Source organism: Ruminococcus sp. YE282, from assembly GCA_900101355.1.
Classification (GTDB): Bacteria; Bacillota; Clostridia; order Oscillospirales; family Acutalibacteraceae; genus Ruminococcoides; species Ruminococcoides bromii_A.
In genome coordinates this window covers 1-16,318 of record FMUV01000049.1, presented here as the reverse complement: position 1 = coordinate 16,318, position 16,318 = coordinate 1, and the positions used below count along the sequence as shown (strand labels likewise).

Here is a 16,318-nt window from a genome sequence, read left to right as displayed (position 1 = left end):
TTCAAATCCATTACCGATTTCAGCTGATTGCAGCCGAAAACATATTGAATGACCGTCGCTTCGTTCATACAATAGGCGACCAAGATATGACCGCCCGTCTTTGTGATCCTGACCACTTCTTTCAGTGCGGTGATTTTATCCTCATCGGAATACAGATGATACATCGGTCCAAGTAGGAGCGTAATATCATAGGTGTTATCCTCCAGCATATTCAAGTCAAGCGCATTGCCGAGATATGTTTTGATGTTCTCGTTGCCATCAAGCTTGCTTTTAAGAATGTCAAGATTATGTTGTACCAATTCCACTGCAGTAACATCATAGCCTTCTTTGGCGAGTGTGACGCTGTATCTGCCTGTGCCCGCGCCGATCTCCGCTATTTTGCAATCAGCGTTCAACAGCGGATCTAAATATCTGCGTGTAGTAAGATATTCTACTCTGCCGAGACGGTTGTTTTCAAGCCGTCCATCCTCGTCGTATTCGTTGTAAAAGTTTTCTAAGAATTTATTATCAACTTTCATATATGTTTCCTCATAATTTCATAAATCATAAACGCTCCGTCGCCAATGTCATACTTGATGTGTTTAACGGTTTTATAACCTCTGTTCTCATAAAAAATACAAGCAGGTAAGGAAGCGTCAAGTTCGCAGTATTCGTAGCTTTTAAAGATTTCTTTTTCCAGTTCGTCCATAATCATACTGCCGAAGCCCTGCCCTTGATACTCGGGCAAAACATAAACCCTTGTAATATGATTATCGGTGTGACTGCCTGTTCCGATGATTTCGCCGTCAAAAATTAAAACACCGTTTCTGCCTTGCTCAATATCCTTTTTGATGTTGTCAATGCTATGAAGCTTTCCGAAAAAGTCAACTACCGCCTGCGAATAGTAATCGGGATAGATTACTTCTTTAGTGTGCTGAACGATATAGCATACTCTATCCGCTTCATTAATACTAGCTATTCGGTATTTTAAATTCATAGTATCACCATCATTATTCTTAATTTGGTATAATTGCTGCTAAAACCTTTTGAACGGCTTGCGAGATTACTTGTCCATCCCATCCTAAATTCCAACCTTTTTCATTTAGCGTATCGGAAATAATGTATATAGCTGTTGCGGAACGGTCACGATATTTTGCTATTGTAAAAAGCCCTACGCCTTCCATCTCAACGCATAACGCGTTTTTCTTTCGAAAATTATCAATCTGTTCCCAAGTTTCTCGGTATCCTGCATCCGTAGTCCAATGCTTGCCTCTGTGAAAGATAACTGAGTTTTCAATAAGCAAATTACTAATCCTATCGGTCAATGTATTTGCGGATTCAATAAAATCGCAATTATAACCATACAACCTTGGTACCGCAGTATCGTTATAAGCACCATCTGTCAAAACAATATTGCCGACATTCATATCGGGTGACAAGGCACCTGCATAACCGATATGTATCAGTTCCTTTACACCGCAGGCAATCAAATCCTCTGCTTGAGTGGCAATAGCGGGAGAACACATATTTGCTTTCACAAATCCGATATGATGATTGTTGTTAAAAATATAGATTCCTCCACCGACAGGATATTGAAGCTGTCCGCAATTCATTGACTTCATAATATCAAAAATATCGTCTGCAAGCAGATAAACTCTTTCGGGTACTATGATTGTATCTAAATCAAAACCAGCATTTTTCAATTCCATTCGTACTAATTGCTTAGGATTAGTTATTACTTTATTTCTATCCATATTTTTCACCTATTGCTTTTTTCGTTATATCTAAATTTTACCACGAAATCAAAAATATAGCAATAGAAAACGCCGCCAAGCAGGAGAAAGTCCCACTTGGCGGCAGCGATTTATTATTCTATATTAGAAATTTACTCCCACTCCTCAAAAGGTACCGAAGCTTAACCATTATTGTTTCGAATATATGCTTTGTTGTAAATAGAATATCCATTTTGCTCTGACCTTTACTCGATCATCAGTTCCCTATTATCATATTGTTTGCGCATCGATGATGAAACAAAGTGACATATTTAAGAATATGTATATGGCAGCTTGTTCTTTATTATGTATTATAGTGCATATAGGGAAGTAGTTGAGGGAAAATGATATCTATTTTAAGTTTTTAAAAGCAATTATCATTTCATCTACTGAATGATAGCGATTAGTTTTGTCTGATGAAACACCTTTCTGGAAAAAACTTTTTAAGCTTTCGTCAGTATCCGACCTCATCATTGCACTTCCTGTCATAATAAACAGAACAATCTTGGTCAATGCAAATGTTTCATCTTCAATAGAATAGTTTGCATATCCTTCGGAATAAAGCGCAGGATCGTTAAAAGCCCCTTTTACAGTTGAATATAAACTTGTAAGTGTACTATTTGGAACCTTGACCAAGCCAAAATCAGCAATTTTTATTATATTAACGTCATCGTATTTCTTAATCAGAATGTTACTCGGGCTAATATCCCTATGTAATAATCCTTTTGTATGAATATATTGAAATGCTCTTAATACTTGATTGACAATTTTATGCGTTCTATCTTATTTGGCTTTGGACTAGTATTAAGTATATAATCCCCTAATGTGCAATCCATATATTCCATAACATATTCGTACTTTGTTTCATTGTAGTGGTACACTTCAACTATATATGGTGAAGAAAGCTGAGCCATTTGATAGTATTCTTGCCTAAAACGTTCCAATTCTTTTCCGCTAAGATTATTCTTAGCTCGCTTCAATACATATTTTCTATTATAGAATGGATCGGTATAAGAATAAACCGTTGCGTAAGAGCGATGACCAATCTGTTCTAAGTCAACATACTTCTGTTCAATAGGCGAAGTACAGATATTTACTAAATCCTTCTTTATGAAAATTGGTTCAGTATAGTAGAGTTCTATCTTATCCATACCTTGAGGAATAACACTACCACCACTCGACTCCAAGAACTTTTCTGATTTATTAATTATCTCTTTGTAGTATGAATCAATCGAAAACGCGTCGTTTGTTTTAGCAAGCACTCTTTCAAGTCCATTAATAACATCAATAGCAAGTATTAGTTCTCTGCTTTTATCAGCCCAATAATGAGCCGTATGTTCATTTGTGGGCAACCGACTATTCATAGCTCGAAAGTTTTCAATTAACATACTATGTATTGTAGAGAATATTTCTTGTAACTTTCGATTTGAGAATCCTCCGTAGAGATCGATATATTCAATAGAAATACGAAACCCTAAATCCCGGTACTTTGTCTCAATAAAATTTTCAACTGTTACCATATACATCACCTCTCATTATGGTTATAGGTCGATTTTTCAAACAGCTCTCTCAATGTTCTTATACTCCAGTATCGAATCGATCCAAGGGTCTTATGATCGGATTAATGATTGAATTAGTAATTGGTGCGCAAATGATTTCACTTCTTTATCTGCCCTCTTGAGAGCAAAATTTGCTTGATAGGGTAATTGCATTCCTTTGTGAGTTGAGGCGTTACAAGACAATTACCTGAATTTTTCCAAACGATAATTCTGTTCCTCATCAGGACGGTCATCTCCGTTTTTATAATCATATCCTAACTTTCTATAGAAATTAACCGCCGTGATTGACGCTGCTACCTCAATGCGATTTGCTCTGAGAAAATACTCGTCAAGTTCAAGTGTTTCAACGATTTTTCTGCCTATACCTTTGCCTTGATATTCAGGTAAAACAAAAATATTGAACAGACTGCTCTCGGTTTCGCTGCCCCAATAAGGACCGATTGCGCCGCAACCGATAATTGTATCTTTTTCCTCAACAACATAAAAATGAGTCCAACCGGCGCGCTCTAAGATAAGCGATGGCTGCACTCGTTTTTCGAGAGCGTTGATCCATTCTTCGGAATAATCCTTACTGTTTGTTATTCTTTCTGTTCGGATAATCATCTGTGAAACTTTTTCTGCGTCGTTTTCTTTAAAACGTCTAATAATCATTTTTTCTCTCTATATTTTCTATTTAACTGTGTTGACTAACATACTCTAAAAACTCAGGAGTTCTTGACCAATACTTGATTCCCCAGTTTTCAAAGTTCCATTTTTCCATATAGTTGTTGCACTCATAATCAATATAATAAAGCAATCCGTTTTGTACCACAAAATTCGTAGGAAAATAATCTATGTTAAGACCTGATGATTTTGCAAGTGTTGCCATTTCCCACACCTGTGTCAGGTATTCCTCCACGGAAACGTCATTTTTCACCATATCAAAAATAGTATCGCCTTTAATATATTCCTTGATAATTCTTTCGTTTTCGATATCAATATCTAACATCTTCGGAATTCTTATCCCGGCATTTAGCAAGCGCTGATAATCATTGCGTTCTGCTTCAATTTTATTACCGAAGGTGTAATAATCGCAGTGTTCGTGATGAATTTGTTTTAATACGAATTGCTTACCGTCACTCTCAGCAAGATAAGAATATCCGCCTTTTCCCTTTCCGAGAAGTTTGATAATTTTATAAGAATTGTTATTAACCGTTACGGTGTGTCTTTCTTCACCCATTTTATTCTCAACCTCTTTTAACAACAATGGTTGAATCTCCGGATACGTCCAATTTGTCGGCAGTTCGTCAAACAATTCAACCTTTTCAATCTCACTGTGCAGTTCACCTTCAAAACTCTTTATCTGTGCGTAGTAGAGCTTACCAAAGGTTTCCTTACCGTCAAAGTTATCAGGAGCCGTTACAGAATAGATACAAACCGGCTGAATAGCATAATCTATTGCTCCGGTTTCTTCATATAATTCACGCTTGGCGGTATCGTCAATAGTTTCGCCTGCTTCTCTGTGACCGCCGGGACATTCGTATGTATCACGTTCTATGTGCTTGCAGAACACCCACTTGCCGTTGGATTTTGCTACGATGACAGCGAATCTGAGCAGGCTGCCATCAACCGTATCATAAAACTTTACTTGTGCCATTTGTTTATCCTTTCAATTCATCAATAAACAACTGCATTCGCTCTGTGATAAGCTCGTCATTTTTCATATTAAGCAGGGTATCTTTGTCCACCCAGCAAAAATCAGATGTTTCGCCGTCTTGCAATTTGACGGAGTCTTTATCACAATCGGTTACGCAAAGGTATTCGACGTATGCGGAGTGGCACTCATTATCAACCACTCTGCAAACCTCGGTCAATGTATTCGCACGGATTCCTGTTTCTTCAAACAACTCTCTTGCGGCACATTGCAACGGTGATTCTCCTACAAATGCAGAACCGCCTGCCGTAGCCTCCCACATACCGCCGTAATGCTTTCGTGCATCACGCTGTTTTGACTTTTTGAAACCTCTCGCCTGCTCTATAATCTCATTGAGCTTGCGCTTTCCGAAAACCTTTTCCAACAAGCGATAGGCTTTGTTTTGTTCACGGAGCATACCGTTGAGCTCTTTGAGCTTGGAGTTTTCATATTTCAAATGTTCGTTCTCACGGTGCAATCTGCCGTTCAGATTATTGATACGGTGGTAATTCTCCCAACCCTGATAGCTTCTGGCGAGGACTGTTCGGACAAGATTTTTCAGCCGCCGGATTAACGGATCTACAAACTTTTTCTTATAGCTCTTTGCCGACATCAATCCCTGAGGTTCCGGGAGTTGCAACTGAGGATCTTCGTCAAGCTGTTTTTCGACGTCGCCGGGGATTTCCTTTGCTTCCTCGATTTTCTCAACTGTCGCTTTCAGACCTTTGACCTCCAATTGCTTTTCTTCAATCTCCCTGTCAAGCTCGGCGACCTCTTTGGCTCGCTCCTGCTTTTTGTAATCAAGGACAGACAGGTGTTGCTCGTGAGTGTCCTTCTGCTCCCATTCAATACCGTGCCGCTCCATAATCTGAGCAAGGACTTTCTTTTCGGAAAGTATCCAACGATTCAGCTCGTTGTCGCTCTTTCCCTCGCCTTTGAAGCCCATATTAAGCATAGCCTGTTTCAGCGAAACTCGTTTCTCCAAACCTCGCTTGCTGCCGGTGGTGAATGGTACAAAGTCGATATGGATATGCGGCGTCGCTTCGTCCATATGAAGGTGAGCGGAGAACACTCGCAGGTAGGGATTGCGCTCTTGGAAGCCTTGATAGTATTCGTCGAGGATTGTCCTCGCAAGCTCGGCGTGTTCTCCTGTCGCAGACATATCGTCCTTGTTGCCTATTTGGAAGATGATCTCGTGGAACAGCTTTTCCTGCTTTCCGGACTCAATATGCTTGTAATAATCGGCTATCTTTCTGTCCTTGCGTTTCTGTTTATCGTTGTACTGTTTCAGAGCTTCATCAAACATTTCGTGATACACTTTCTTGATTGGCTCATTACAGTAATCTATATTCAAATGGGTACGCTCGCTGTCCACGTTCTCCGCTGAGAAACTGCGGCTGTTGTGCGTGACGGAGCCTTTACCCACCATTGCGCTGATCGTTCTCTTCATTTATCTACCTCAAATCTGAATATTAATATGGTTATCTCACTGAATTATCTCTAACTCAGGTTCTGTTACTCTTGCCAAGAGTAACGCAAAAGCACTTTTGACAGCAGAGCTATCAAAAATGCAACCTGCGAGCAGGTTTTGCGCTCTCCGAGGGGCAAGGGCAGCCCTTTGAAAAGGGCTCCCTGCACCCAGCGGAAACTTTTGTATTGTCACTTCCCGAAAAGGAACATTGCAAGATTGCAGGTATCTATACTGCTGCAATGTTGCAACCTTGACTATGCGGCAAGCTGCCAATACCACTTCGAGCCTATCTTGATTGATTGAACATCCAAACTCTTTTTCACCGTGTCGAGTATCCGCTTGGAGATACCCATATTCTCAGCTTTTTGTTGAATGACCTGCTGCGGACACTTTCCCTCAGCAAGACAATCGGTAATCAGGCTCTCAGCCATTTCCGATTTTTTCTGTCGGCTGAAGCCGCTGAGTAAATCGTCAATGGAAATGTCATAGTGACCGATCCAGTGAAAACCCGTCTCCTTGTTCAGTTCAAAGGCTATCGGCTCACCTTCGGGAGCGAGCGAAGATTTCTGGTGTGCCATCACTCGTGTTTCGGGGCTGTCCTTCACTCTGCCGACAACCAACACACTTCTTGCCGTTGCTTGAAAATCCACAGAGCCAAGTCCACGGTAGTTCGCTTTTGTCCCTTGCATTTTATTCAAATGCCCGACAAGGATAATCGCACACTTGTATTTCTCGGCGATGCGCCCCAGCTGTGAAAGAATGCTCCGCACTTCGTTAGCACGATTCATATCAACCTTTTCTCCGAGATACGCCTGCATAGGATCGAGGATAATCATTCTTGCGCCTGTTTCTTGAATTGCCTGCTCCACTCTTGTGTCGAGCATTGTCAAGGGGACTTCCGATTCATCGATGACCTTAATCCGAGTACAGTCGGCGTTACCTGATAGCAAGCGAGGTTTTATCGTATCTCCCAAGCCGTCCTCAGCGGTCTGGTAGATGATACTGATCGGCTCACGCTCGGTGTCGTCACAGGGGAGCTTATCTCCCCGTGACAACAATGCCGCAAGCTGTAAAATCAGTGTGGTTTTACCTTCGCCCGGGTCGCCGTGTATGATAGTGAGCTTTCCGAAAGGAATGTACGGATACCACATCCATTCGATTTCCTCGACGTCTACCTCGTCCATTCCGATGATTTTTAATTCTGCCATTTACATATACCTCCTGTAATTTTTACAAATCTATTGAATTTACAGAAGGAATCGGGTATAATACAGTTGTTAGGTATGAGTGGCTGTCCTGCTTCTGCGCCAACAGAAGCGTTTGGGACAGTCATTTCTTTTATCCGCATATACCATCCTCCTTCATTCCATTGAGCGTAACTGTGATAAGCTCAATATTGTCAAGCAGTTCATCACGAATATTGCCGCCCGCCTCAATGCGTTTCAGCTCCTCCAAGACTAAGGCAAGCTGCGTTTTCAGCGCCTTATATACCCTCGGATTGCCCTGTACCACAATGTCACGATTCATACATTTTCGGTAACAATACTCCTGCTTAGGCAAGCCTGAGAGAGCGACGGCAGTGTTGATCTGCTCGTTTTCCTCGGGTGATACCCGAAACCCTACTGTGATGTTTCGCCAACGGTTGTGTTCATCTCTGTTTTTAGCTGACATTTTTGAAATCCATCCTTTCCTGATCTAATCGTTGTACCATTTCTGTCTGCCTTGATGGAAACAGATGGGCGTATCTCAACGTAATCTCGATACTCTCGTGACCAAGCCTGTCCGCAATCGCTACGGGAGTAAAACCCATATCAATCAAAAGCGAAACGTGGCTGTGACGTAAATCGTGGATTCTGATGCGCTTTACACCTGCTGCCTTTGATCCTCTGTCCATCTCGTGATGAAGATAGCTTTTTGTCAGTGGGAAAATGCGGTCTTTCTTTTTCAGCCCATAAATGGTACTGAAGTAATCCTGCATTTCCTCGCACAAAAACTGCGGCATTTTGATGACACGGTTGCTCTTTTTGGTTTTCGGTGTAGTAATAACATCCTCGCCGTGTAAACGCTGATAGGATTTGTTGATTCTCACCGTACTGTTATTGAAATCGAAATCCGCAGCCGTCAGGGCTAAAAGCTCACCCTCTCGAATACCGCACCAATACAGCATTTCAAAAGCGTAGTAAGAAACAGGCTTGTCCATCATTTCCTCTGCAAAGCGTTTGTATTCGTCCTTTGTCCAGAAGCTAATGTTTGCGCCGTCCTTATCGCCCATACTGCCTGCTTTGGCGGCGGGATTGGAGCGCAAATCATAATGCTTAACAGCGTGATTGAAAATAGCGCTGAGTTGATTATGGACGGTCTTTAGATAAGTCTGCGAATACGGCTGCTTTTTCTCGTTACGAAAAGAAAGCAGCTCATTCTGCCAAGCGATAACATCCTTTGTGGTAATCTCGCTGATATTCCGCTTTCCGAAATACGGCAGGATTTTGGTCTTGATGATATGCTCCTTAGTCAGCCAAGTGTTTTCTTTCAGGCGTGGGCGTATATCCTTTTCATAAAGCTGTGTAAAGGCTTCAAAGGACATATCCATATCAGCGGCGTTCTGCTGTTGAAAGGTACGCTCCCACTCCTGAGTTTCACGCTTAGTGGCGAATCCCCGCTTGCATTTCTGCTTGCGTTCGCCCTTCCAATTTACATACCGAGCCATCACATACCAAGTGTTGTTGCTCTCGTTCTTAAATACAGGCATTTGTTAAATCCTCCTTTCCGACTCCGTAGAGCCTTTCGTTAAAGTATTGTCTGTTTACTCTTCCTGAGATAGTGACGAAGCCCTTTGCTTTCAGCTCGTCGTTAAGCTGCTTAATGATTTTGTAAGCATACGAAACCGATACATCAAGCTCGGTGGCTACCTCCTCTACTCTCATAAATTTATTCTCCATAGCATTTGTCCTTTCTTTATGATTTTTGATATATGGATGTAAATAAACGCAGAGTTGTGCCGTTCTACCCGCACGTCGTTCCTGCCCCCTTGTTGTCAGGAGCGTTATCTCGCTCGCTCTTGCCTATGCAAGAGGTCCTGGCGGAGTATCCCGTGCAGACGGTCATTCAATTGTATATAAACATATTAAGTTATGTTATATGTTTAGTATAATACACAAATATGTTTATGTCAAGGGGTTTCAGAAAAAATAATTAAACTTTTTTATTTACATTACTCTTGACGACATTAAACTTATATGTTATTATGATTATAAGATAATTCGACAAGGAGTGAGAATAATGGCTATTGGCGAAAGAATCCGCTTTATCCGTAATCTCAGAGGAATGACACAGAAATATTTAGGTATAATGGCAGGCTTGCCTGAAAGAACTGCGGACATCCGTATGGCGCAGTATGAAGCGGGAACAAGAACGCCGAAAGAAGATTTAACTAAGGCTTTGGCTCACGCTTTAGATGTATCGCCCGATGCTTTGACCGTACCCGACATTGATACCTATATCGGTTTAATGCACACACTGTTTGCCTTAGAGGATATATACGGTCTGACGATTGAAAACAGGGACGACGAAATCATTATGCGTATTGATCCGTTCAAGAGCAGAGAAGCAAGAAATCTTTTAGATGATCTCCCCGGTTGGTGCGCAGAGCGTGAGAAATACCGCAAGGGCGAAATCAGCAAGGACGATTACGACAAGTGGCGCTATAACTATCCTAAGTATGATACGTCCGGGCATTGGGTGAAAGTGCCTTCTAAAGAACTAAGCGACGCTTTGATTGAGGGATTGAACAAGAGGCAGGAGGAAAGCTGAGTAATTTAAGTTTAATGCGGTGATTGATATGGCTTTTGATTGTGGTTTTACAAAAGAAGATAATTGGTTTAGGTATCGAGCCGCTGCAATTATTATTGAAGATGGCTGTATTTTAGTTGTCGGAAACGATAAGGAGAACTACTTTTATTCTGTCGGCGGTGGTGTTCATATGAACGAAAAAGCCGAGGACGCAGTTATCAGGGAAGTATTGGAAGAAACAGGAGCCCGATATCAGATAGATAGATTGGCTATCATTCACGAGAACTTCTGGAACGGCAACGGCGCTTATGATAAAGGCTTGCACTGTCACGAAATTGCTTTGTATTATTTGATGAAGCCACGAGGTACAAAGGAGTTGAACAGCAATAGCTTAACGCACTTCAATGATAGGGAAACCATGCACTGGATTCCCATAAAAGAGATAGACAACTACACAATTTACCCGACATTTCTCAAAGATTATCTTCTTTCAAACCACACAGGTATCGAGCATATAATTACAGATGAAAGAGTCAAATGATTTATTCATAAAGCAATCGACAAACGACAGTTAAATTAAGATTGGAGTATAAGTATGACAACAGCCGAATTGGTTATAGCAATCGTGATGTTTGTAATAGCCGGAATACTGATATTACTTAGCATACGAAGTTTCTTGGAACGTGGCTTTGTACTTAATAACGCATATATTTATGCATCTAAAAAAGAACGTGATTCAATGAATAAAAAGCCATATTACAGACAGACTGCAATCGTGTTTTGCCTATTGAGTTTAGTCTTTATTATCATTGGACTATCGGTCATTCTTCGGAACAGCAAAATAGAATTGCTTCAAATACCCGTTATAGCAGGCGCAATCATATATGCTGTTGTTTCCACAATACGAATCAATAAGCAAACAAAGAAATAATAATACTCAGAAAACAACAAAAAGCCCTTAGCTGCATTTGCACACAGCTAAGGGCTTTTATTATATGGATTTTTACAGTCGCATACCAAAGAACAATTACTCCTTTACTCCACAACCACCTGAGATACAGAATAATTGCGGTAATAGCGACTGTTATCAAATTGTTATCAAAAGCAACGCAAAAGGCTCGTAACCCCGCATAAATACTGGGTTTTCGGCGTTTTACATATCACTCCCACTCGCTCCCTGCAAAATAATCTTAACAGTATTTGTTTAAGGATTTTAGCAAGGAGTATTTCTATTATTTGTATTGTAAATAAAACACAGGTTATCAAAAATTCTGTTGCCATTTTGTTGCCACGATACAAGATTATTATAGCAGAGGCAAGAAATATAATCAACACTTTAATGCGATAAATTGCAATTAAATATATCTACTAATTCCGTATCGAAAAAGTGTCACGCTTTCAAGCTTCAAAACGTACTGTTTGTGCGCTCTTTGAAAAGCATAATCTGTTAGGTAGAGTAACTATATTACTTTGCAAGCTTGATGGTAATAGATAACACCGCCAAGTATGAATTATCCCACTTGACGGCGTTACCGGTTTAAAAACTATCTTTCATACCAATAGCGGCAGATCTCTTTTTGATCGCCTTGGTAATTATCAATACCCTTTCATTTAATTGTGTACATACATTCTTGACGGCTCGGGATCACTGCCTTGAATCATACAAAAGAATTCCCAGCCGTATCGCTCATAAAAGCCGATGTGGTCGGTCACGAGATAAACCGGCGAAATTCCCTTTGACCGCAAATTCTCCACCGCCAAATCCAAGAGCTTTCCTGCGATCCCCTGCTTTCGGTATTCGCTTTCCGTATAGACGGCGCAAACGTTCGGAAATAAATCCTTTCTCTCGTGAAAGTCATTTTGAATAACGCCCATACCGCCGATGATTTGATCTCCGTCAAGGCATAGGTACCAGCCATATTCGGTATTACCGCTTAGATAATCCTCCATACATTCGAGATAAGCGGTAACAGGTACGTTCCATTTTTCACAAAACCACTTGGCGGCTGTATCCTTTAATTCCGGACGCTCACGAAGCGTGATGTATTTATATTTATCCATTGTAAACACCCTTTCGATTTACTGACATCATCATATCACGCATTCCGCTGTAAATCAACCTTGAAAACCATTATAAAAAAGAATGAGCCTGCACTAAGCAGACTCACAAATTTTCATTTCACGGATAATGCGCTGAATGGATTTATCGGAAAGGTAATACCGACTTGCCAATACCGAAACTGTCTCGCCGTCAAGGTATTCCCGATAAATCAAAGCGTTTCGTCGGCGCAACTCTTTTTTAACGCCTGTTTTCGCTCCCCAATCGACGCGGGAGCCGTCCTTCTTGGGAATATAAATATTTTCCCCGTCAATGTATTGCTGAATGATTTTAATAATGTTCTGCGGCAGCACATCGTCTGCCTTGATATAGCTCATTGTTGCCTCCCAAAAATTGAAATGCTTTAGGGTAAGCAATGGCTATAAAATATTCAAACGATACCGAATAGCCAATGCTTATACGGCAATAACATATCTTTTCAAAACGCAGCCCTCCTGTCTGTCGTATTATAGCGTATTCTTTGTATTTTGTCAATTTCAAGAAACAGCCGCCAAGCAGGAGATTATCCCACTTGGCGGCTGCCATTAAAATTCCTAATTAGAATTTTATTCCGATTCCCAGAATAAATCGTCCAAGGTTTTTCCGAGTGTACGGCAAATAGCGATACATAGCTTGATTGTTGGGTTATAATCCCCTTTTTCAATCGCGTTGATTGTTTGCCGACTCACACCTACTTTTTCGGCAAGCTGCTGCTGAGAAAGGTCAAGCGCGGCACGGGCGCTTTTCAGTTTCAGATTTTTCATTTAATTCTCCGCTCCGCGTTTTTCCAAATTCATTTTAATAGCGGAAAGGATCCCCAAGACAAATGAACAAACCGAGGCAATCAAATACAAAGCGAGGATAGAGAGCCCACTGTTATTCCATAACACATCTCCTTTACCAAGTCCCGACAGGAAAAACATAACACTTACGATTCCGAACGAGAAAAAAGAAATAATAGATTGCATATTTCGTTTCTGCGAGTTTGAAAAAAACGCGTCTTTTAGAATAGATATAGCCAAGAATAACGCAAATGATATGATGATTCCGAGAAACATTTGTATAGAGGTATCCGCCCATTTGACATCAAAAATCCGCAACAATCCGCAGGTGAAGTAATACACAATCAAAAAGAAAAACGCACCCTTGTAAGCGGCATTTCTAGCCAAAAGCTGGCGTTCATCATAATTTGCTTTCTTGTTTCTAAACAAGCAGGCAATTGCGACAAACAAAACCACAACAACCGCAATGATAATCGGGAACAGAACATTGTCTAACATAAAAGACACTCCTCTCAGGTGATTTTGACAACTATCATTACAAGCATATTGTATCATATCGTTATCATTGTGTCAAGTATATTTTACAAATAGTCGCAGATATTTTTACTTGCAGAATCCAAAAAAAGCCGCCAAGCAGGAAACACCCCACTTGGCGGCTGTGATTTATAATTCTAAATTAGAAATTTACTCCCACTCGCTTAATTCATTTCGCTACTAAACATATTAGTTTAGTATTCGTTTCTTTTGATACCATTATTACCGCTATTATGCCAATTATTTTTGGCTTCAAATGATAACAGTATCAAAACAGTATCAACGGTACTGCTGTTATTATAGCACGAACAATCTTTAAAATCAACACTTTAAAGTGATAAATCACATTTTAATATATCTACTAATCCGTATCGAAAAAGTGTCACGCTTTTACGGTTAAAAACATACTGGTTATGCGCCTTTTGGAAAGGAGTCGCCATGCTTGTCTGTAAATCATTTTTTATCTTTCTTTCCAGAACAGTATTTTTAGGCAGGTTTCCCTCTGCTCACCGTCCGAAGTAGTGAATGTCCCGTTTTTATATGGGCTGAACCCGCATTTTTCCTGAACTCTCTTTGAACGCAGATTTTCGGGAGAATGACCGCACACAATAAAATCCAGACCAACTTCATCAAAGAGCCATTTTATTACTCCGCTAACTGCTTCGGGCATAAGTCCCTTTCCCCAATAATCCTTTGACAAAACAAAACCGATCTCCCTTCCGGCTTTATCGGCGAACTCGGGCAACTGATTCTCATCATACAATTCAATTCCGACAGACCCTATTACTTTTCCTTCATACTCGATCGCAAAAGTTTTCTTTTCTCTGATAAACATATCAAGTATATTTTCGGATTCCTCTTTGGTTTTGTGATGCGGCCATCCTGCAGCTTCACCAACTCCGGGAACACTTGCATACTCAAAGAAGTCATCAAGATCACTATTTTTCCAAGGGCGCAGGGTCAATCTCTCTGTTGTAATAACAGTATCTGATATGTCAATATAAGCGTTCACATTTTTCCTCCATTCAATTTGTTGTAATAACTTATATTTGTAATATAATCTTACAACAGAACTAAAATATCTCTGATTTCTCTTATTATCATTTTCTCACCAAATTGTTATCAATAAATTTCATATACGGCTTGCGGTTATAAATACTGTCGAGGTTATTCTTGTACCACTCAAATTCCTCTCTCAAGCCCTGTTCAAGAGAAACTGTATCAGGCATCAACTCATTTTGTTTGCTGACGTCAAGCGCATATTCATAATCATAGAAGCAGAAATAATCTCGTTGCGGAATCTCTTTATCGACACTGATAAATTCAGCGGTTTTACCGGCAACTTTATAGCACAACTCAACCCATTCTTTGACGGTTACAATATCCTTATTGCCGACATTAAAAACGTGATTTTCGGGGTGCTTGTCTATTAGGATTTCAACGAAGCGGCAGAGGTCAGAAACATTGAAGAATTGTAGCTTCATATCTCCGTTTTGAGGAATATAGAACGGTCTGTCCTGCATAGCGCAGTCAAACGGAAACGCTTCACGGTATAAATTCTCATATATGCCATAGAAATAAGGCGGACGAAGTATATAGGCATTCGGCACATTTGCTTGCAAGTATTGCTCTGCTCTCAGCTTGTTCGTTCCGTAATCCCCCCAAACAGAGTTATAACCGCAGGACTGTTCCTCTGTAAACGGCTGAGGATTCGTTTCGGGATAGACAGCACTGGAGCTGATGAAAATGTAATCATCAAAGGTAATGCCCGAATCAAGCAGCGTTTTGATATGTTTCTCCGTATAGGCGGTTATGTCGAGAATAAGGTCAAAGTGCTTGCCGTTGAGCCTGTCACCTAAAGCTGTCCTGTCGCAGTTTATATTTGTTACGCCGTCTACCTGCGGTCTGCTACCTCGGTTAATAACGGTAACGACGTTACCGTTAGCAACAAAAAACTCCGCCGCATATCTACTTACAAATGTTGTTCCGCCTGTGATAAGAATTTTCATAACTACTCCTTTCAGAATCAAGCCCACTTTTCATCAATATTATTCTATCACGAATCCGAAAATATGGCAATAGAAAACGCCGCCAAGCAGGAGATTACCCCACTTGGCGGCTGCGATTTATAATTCTAAATTAGAAATTTACTCCCACTCGCTCCCTGCAAAATAATCTTAACAGTATTTGTTTAAGCATTTTAGCACGGAGTATTTCTATTATTTGTATTGTAAATAAAATACAGGCTATCAAAAATTCTGTTGCCATTTTGTTGCCACGATACAAGATTATTATAGCAGAAGTATACGATAAAATCAACACTTTAAAGTGATAAAATAATTATGCTTTATGAACCAAGCAACTAATCGAAAAAGTGTCACGCTTTTGGGCTTCAAAAGGCACTGTTTATGTGCCCTTTGGAAAGCAAAAACTGTTAGGTAGGGTAATTATGAGTCTGGTGGTTACGGACACTCTCAAAGCCACGATTTATCATTTCAAGTAACTAACCTTTACAGCTTCCTCAAAATATCCAAGCTGTGATTGGTTGCGCCTATCAAATCCTGCCTTTCGCAGGTTGCAAAATGATAGGACAGCCATTTTGCAAAGGTTTCATCGTCAAATTCTTCGAGATATTCACGGATATATCTGCTTGCGCCGTCGG

General features: G+C 40.5%; 22 protein-coding genes. 3 read left to right on the top strand and 19 right to left on the bottom strand.

The genetic code is table 11. The features are described from left to right. The 13 genes from BLP46_RS11800 to BLP46_RS11740 form a co-directional block, all read right to left on the bottom strand. A partial coding sequence (locus BLP46_RS11800) for a class I SAM-dependent methyltransferase (RefSeq protein WP_143000497.1) occupies nucleotides 1–518 on the bottom strand: 518 nt, incomplete at its 3' end. Then, nucleotides 515–976 carry a GNAT family N-acetyltransferase gene (locus tag BLP46_RS11795; protein WP_092979174.1) on the bottom strand — a complete coding sequence of 154 codons (462 nt, stop codon included), beginning with the start codon at nucleotides 974–976 and terminating at the stop codon, nucleotides 515–517. The genes BLP46_RS11795 and BLP46_RS11800, both read right to left, overlap by 4 nt. 19 nt (nucleotides 977–995) lie before the next feature. Further along, on the bottom strand, nucleotides 996–1,733 hold the full coding sequence (locus BLP46_RS11790) for a nucleoside phosphorylase (protein WP_092979172.1): 738 nt from the start codon (nucleotides 1,731–1,733) through the stop codon (nucleotides 996–998). A gap of 369 nt (nucleotides 1,734–2,102) precedes the next feature. Continuing rightward, nucleotides 2,103–2,486, bottom strand: coding sequence for a protein kinase domain-containing protein (locus tag BLP46_RS13400; RefSeq protein WP_318259611.1), 384 nt, complete (start codon nucleotides 2,484–2,486; stop codon nucleotides 2,103–2,105). Nucleotides 2,487–2,500: 14 nt separating this feature from the next. Continuing rightward, nucleotides 2,501–3,271 carry a protein kinase domain-containing protein gene (locus tag BLP46_RS11785; protein ID WP_318259609.1) on the bottom strand — a complete coding sequence of 257 codons (771 nt, stop codon included), beginning with the start codon at nucleotides 3,269–3,271 and terminating at the stop codon, nucleotides 2,501–2,503. Nucleotides 3,272–3,493: 222 nt separating this feature from the next. Beyond that, on the bottom strand, nucleotides 3,494–3,961 hold the full coding sequence (locus tag BLP46_RS11780; RefSeq protein WP_092979170.1) for a GNAT family N-acetyltransferase: 468 nt from the start codon (nucleotides 3,959–3,961) through the stop codon (nucleotides 3,494–3,496). A 22-nt stretch (nucleotides 3,962–3,983) separates the two neighbouring features. Then, nucleotides 3,984–4,946, bottom strand: coding sequence for an NUDIX domain-containing protein (locus tag BLP46_RS13395; protein ID WP_318259607.1), 963 nt, complete (start codon nucleotides 4,944–4,946; stop codon nucleotides 3,984–3,986). Between the two features lie 4 nt (nucleotides 4,947–4,950). Beyond that, nucleotides 4,951–6,432, bottom strand: coding sequence for a plasmid recombination protein (locus BLP46_RS11765; RefSeq protein ID WP_207645242.1), 1,482 nt, complete (start codon nucleotides 6,430–6,432; stop codon nucleotides 4,951–4,953). A 275-nt stretch (nucleotides 6,433–6,707) separates the two neighbouring features. Next, entirely contained in the window at nucleotides 6,708–7,661 is a 954-nt protein-coding gene (locus tag BLP46_RS11755; protein ID WP_092979166.1) for an AAA family ATPase, read from the bottom strand. Further along, nucleotides 7,649–7,801 carry a hypothetical protein gene (locus BLP46_RS13145; RefSeq protein WP_167669267.1) on the bottom strand — a complete coding sequence of 51 codons (153 nt, stop codon included), beginning with the start codon at nucleotides 7,799–7,801 and terminating at the stop codon, nucleotides 7,649–7,651. The genes BLP46_RS11755 and BLP46_RS13145 overlap by 13 nt, the downstream gene beginning before the upstream one ends. Further along, nucleotides 7,792–8,124 (bottom strand): plasmid mobilization protein, encoded by a 333-nt coding sequence (locus BLP46_RS11750; protein ID WP_092979164.1) that lies wholly within the window; start codon nucleotides 8,122–8,124, stop codon nucleotides 7,792–7,794. The genes BLP46_RS13145 and BLP46_RS11750 overlap by 10 nt, the downstream gene beginning before the upstream one ends. Continuing rightward, nucleotides 8,114–9,202: a site-specific integrase gene (locus tag BLP46_RS11745; protein ID WP_092979163.1), complete on the bottom strand. Its 1,089-nt coding sequence runs from the start codon at nucleotides 9,200–9,202 to the stop codon at nucleotides 8,114–8,116. Before BLP46_RS11745 ends, BLP46_RS11750 begins: the two co-directional genes overlap by 11 nt. Continuing rightward, a complete protein-coding gene (locus tag BLP46_RS11740; protein ID WP_092979162.1) occupies nucleotides 9,189–9,392 on the bottom strand; it encodes a helix-turn-helix domain-containing protein in 204 nt (67 codons plus the stop codon). The genes BLP46_RS11745 and BLP46_RS11740 overlap by 14 nt, the downstream gene beginning before the upstream one ends. Before the next feature lie 340 nt (nucleotides 9,393–9,732). Here BLP46_RS11740 and BLP46_RS11735 point away from each other — a divergent pair, with 340 nt between their 5' ends. Genes BLP46_RS11735 through BLP46_RS11725 form a run of 3 tightly spaced genes read left to right on the top strand, consistent with a single transcriptional unit; the run spans nucleotide 9,733 to nucleotide 11,173 of the window. Further along, entirely contained in the window at nucleotides 9,733–10,263 is a 531-nt protein-coding gene (locus tag BLP46_RS11735; RefSeq protein ID WP_092979160.1) for a helix-turn-helix domain-containing protein, read from the top strand. A 28-nt stretch (nucleotides 10,264–10,291) separates the two neighbouring features. Next, complete coding sequence (locus BLP46_RS11730) at nucleotides 10,292–10,783, top strand: NUDIX hydrolase (RefSeq protein ID WP_092979176.1); 492 nt, start codon at nucleotides 10,292–10,294, stop codon at nucleotides 10,781–10,783. 54 nt (nucleotides 10,784–10,837) lie between these two features. Next, nucleotides 10,838–11,173, top strand: coding sequence for a DUF3784 domain-containing protein (locus BLP46_RS11725; RefSeq protein ID WP_092979158.1), 336 nt, complete (start codon nucleotides 10,838–10,840; stop codon nucleotides 11,171–11,173). A gap of 680 nt (nucleotides 11,174–11,853) precedes the next feature. Here BLP46_RS11725 and BLP46_RS11720 read toward each other — a convergent pair. The 6 genes from BLP46_RS11720 to BLP46_RS11695 all read right to left on the bottom strand — a co-directional run bounded on the left by BLP46_RS11720 (nucleotide 11,854) and on the right by BLP46_RS11695 (nucleotide 15,665). Then, nucleotides 11,854–12,303 carry a GNAT family N-acetyltransferase gene (locus BLP46_RS11720; protein ID WP_092979156.1) on the bottom strand — a complete coding sequence of 150 codons (450 nt, stop codon included), beginning with the start codon at nucleotides 12,301–12,303 and terminating at the stop codon, nucleotides 11,854–11,856. 93 nt (nucleotides 12,304–12,396) lie between these two features. After that, the gene (locus BLP46_RS11715; RefSeq protein ID WP_092979154.1) at nucleotides 12,397–12,678 is read right to left on the bottom strand and encodes a CD3324 family protein; all 282 of its coding nucleotides are present in this window, start codon (nucleotides 12,676–12,678) and stop codon (nucleotides 12,397–12,399) included. Between the two features lie 228 nt (nucleotides 12,679–12,906). Beyond that, nucleotides 12,907–13,104, bottom strand: coding sequence for a helix-turn-helix transcriptional regulator (locus BLP46_RS11710; RefSeq protein WP_092979152.1), 198 nt, complete (start codon nucleotides 13,102–13,104; stop codon nucleotides 12,907–12,909). Beyond that, nucleotides 13,105–13,620: a hypothetical protein gene (locus BLP46_RS11705; RefSeq protein WP_092979150.1), complete on the bottom strand. Its 516-nt coding sequence runs from the start codon at nucleotides 13,618–13,620 to the stop codon at nucleotides 13,105–13,107. It lies immediately after the preceding gene. Between the two features lie 496 nt (nucleotides 13,621–14,116). Then, the gene (locus BLP46_RS11700) at nucleotides 14,117–14,668 is read right to left on the bottom strand and encodes a GNAT family N-acetyltransferase (protein ID WP_092979148.1); all 552 of its coding nucleotides are present in this window, start codon (nucleotides 14,666–14,668) and stop codon (nucleotides 14,117–14,119) included. Nucleotides 14,669–14,756: 88 nt separating this feature from the next. After that, entirely contained in the window at nucleotides 14,757–15,665 is a 909-nt protein-coding gene (locus tag BLP46_RS11695; RefSeq protein WP_092979146.1) for an NAD-dependent epimerase/dehydratase family protein, read from the bottom strand. Nucleotides 15,666–16,318 lie beyond the last annotated feature (653 nt).

Bases quoted from the DNA above. Each gene is read 5' to 3' on its own strand.
- BLP46_RS11715 (WP_092979154.1), bottom strand. From the start codon at position 12,678: ATGAGCTATATCAAGGCAGACGATGTGCTGCCGCAGAACATTATTAAA.
- BLP46_RS11785 (WP_318259609.1), bottom strand. From the start codon at position 3,271: ATGGTAACAGTTGAAAATTTTATTGAGACAAAGTACCGGGATTTAGGG.
- BLP46_RS11765 (WP_207645242.1), bottom strand. From the start codon at position 6,432: ATGAAGAGAACGATCAGCGCAATGGTGGGTAAAGGCTCCGTCACGCAC.
- BLP46_RS11740 (WP_092979162.1), bottom strand. From the start codon at position 9,392: ATGGAGAATAAATTTATGAGAGTAGAGGAGGTAGCCACCGAGCTTGAT.
- BLP46_RS13395 (WP_318259607.1), bottom strand. From the start codon at position 4,946: ATGGCACAAGTAAAGTTTTATGATACGGTTGATGGCAGCCTGCTCAGA.
- BLP46_RS11695 (WP_092979146.1), bottom strand. From the start codon at position 15,665: ATGAAAATTCTTATCACAGGCGGAACAACATTTGTAAGTAGATATGCG.
- BLP46_RS11730 (WP_092979176.1), top strand. From the start codon at position 10,292: ATGGCTTTTGATTGTGGTTTTACAAAAGAAGATAATTGGTTTAGGTAT.
- BLP46_RS11750 (WP_092979164.1), bottom strand. From the start codon at position 8,124: ATGTCAGCTAAAAACAGAGATGAACACAACCGTTGGCGAAACATCACA.
- BLP46_RS13145 (WP_167669267.1), bottom strand. From the start codon at position 7,801: ATGCGGATAAAAGAAATGACTGTCCCAAACGCTTCTGTTGGCGCAGAA.
- BLP46_RS11755 (WP_092979166.1), bottom strand. From the start codon at position 7,661: ATGGCAGAATTAAAAATCATCGGAATGGACGAGGTAGACGTCGAGGAA.
- BLP46_RS11710 (WP_092979152.1), bottom strand. From the start codon at position 13,104: ATGAAAAATCTGAAACTGAAAAGCGCCCGTGCCGCGCTTGACCTTTCT.
- BLP46_RS11705 (WP_092979150.1), bottom strand. From the start codon at position 13,620: ATGTTAGACAATGTTCTGTTCCCGATTATCATTGCGGTTGTTGTGGTT.
- BLP46_RS11795 (WP_092979174.1), bottom strand. From the start codon at position 976: ATGAATTTAAAATACCGAATAGCTAGTATTAATGAAGCGGATAGAGTA.
- BLP46_RS11780 (WP_092979170.1), bottom strand. From the start codon at position 3,961: ATGATTATTAGACGTTTTAAAGAAAACGACGCAGAAAAAGTTTCACAG.
- BLP46_RS11745 (WP_092979163.1), bottom strand. From the start codon at position 9,202: ATGCCTGTATTTAAGAACGAGAGCAACAACACTTGGTATGTGATGGCT.
- BLP46_RS11725 (WP_092979158.1), top strand. From the start codon at position 10,838: ATGACAACAGCCGAATTGGTTATAGCAATCGTGATGTTTGTAATAGCC.
- BLP46_RS11790 (WP_092979172.1), bottom strand. From the start codon at position 1,733: ATGGATAGAAATAAAGTAATAACTAATCCTAAGCAATTAGTACGAATG.
- BLP46_RS11735 (WP_092979160.1), top strand. From the start codon at position 9,733: ATGGCTATTGGCGAAAGAATCCGCTTTATCCGTAATCTCAGAGGAATG.
- BLP46_RS11720 (WP_092979156.1), bottom strand. From the start codon at position 12,303: ATGGATAAATATAAATACATCACGCTTCGTGAGCGTCCGGAATTAAAG.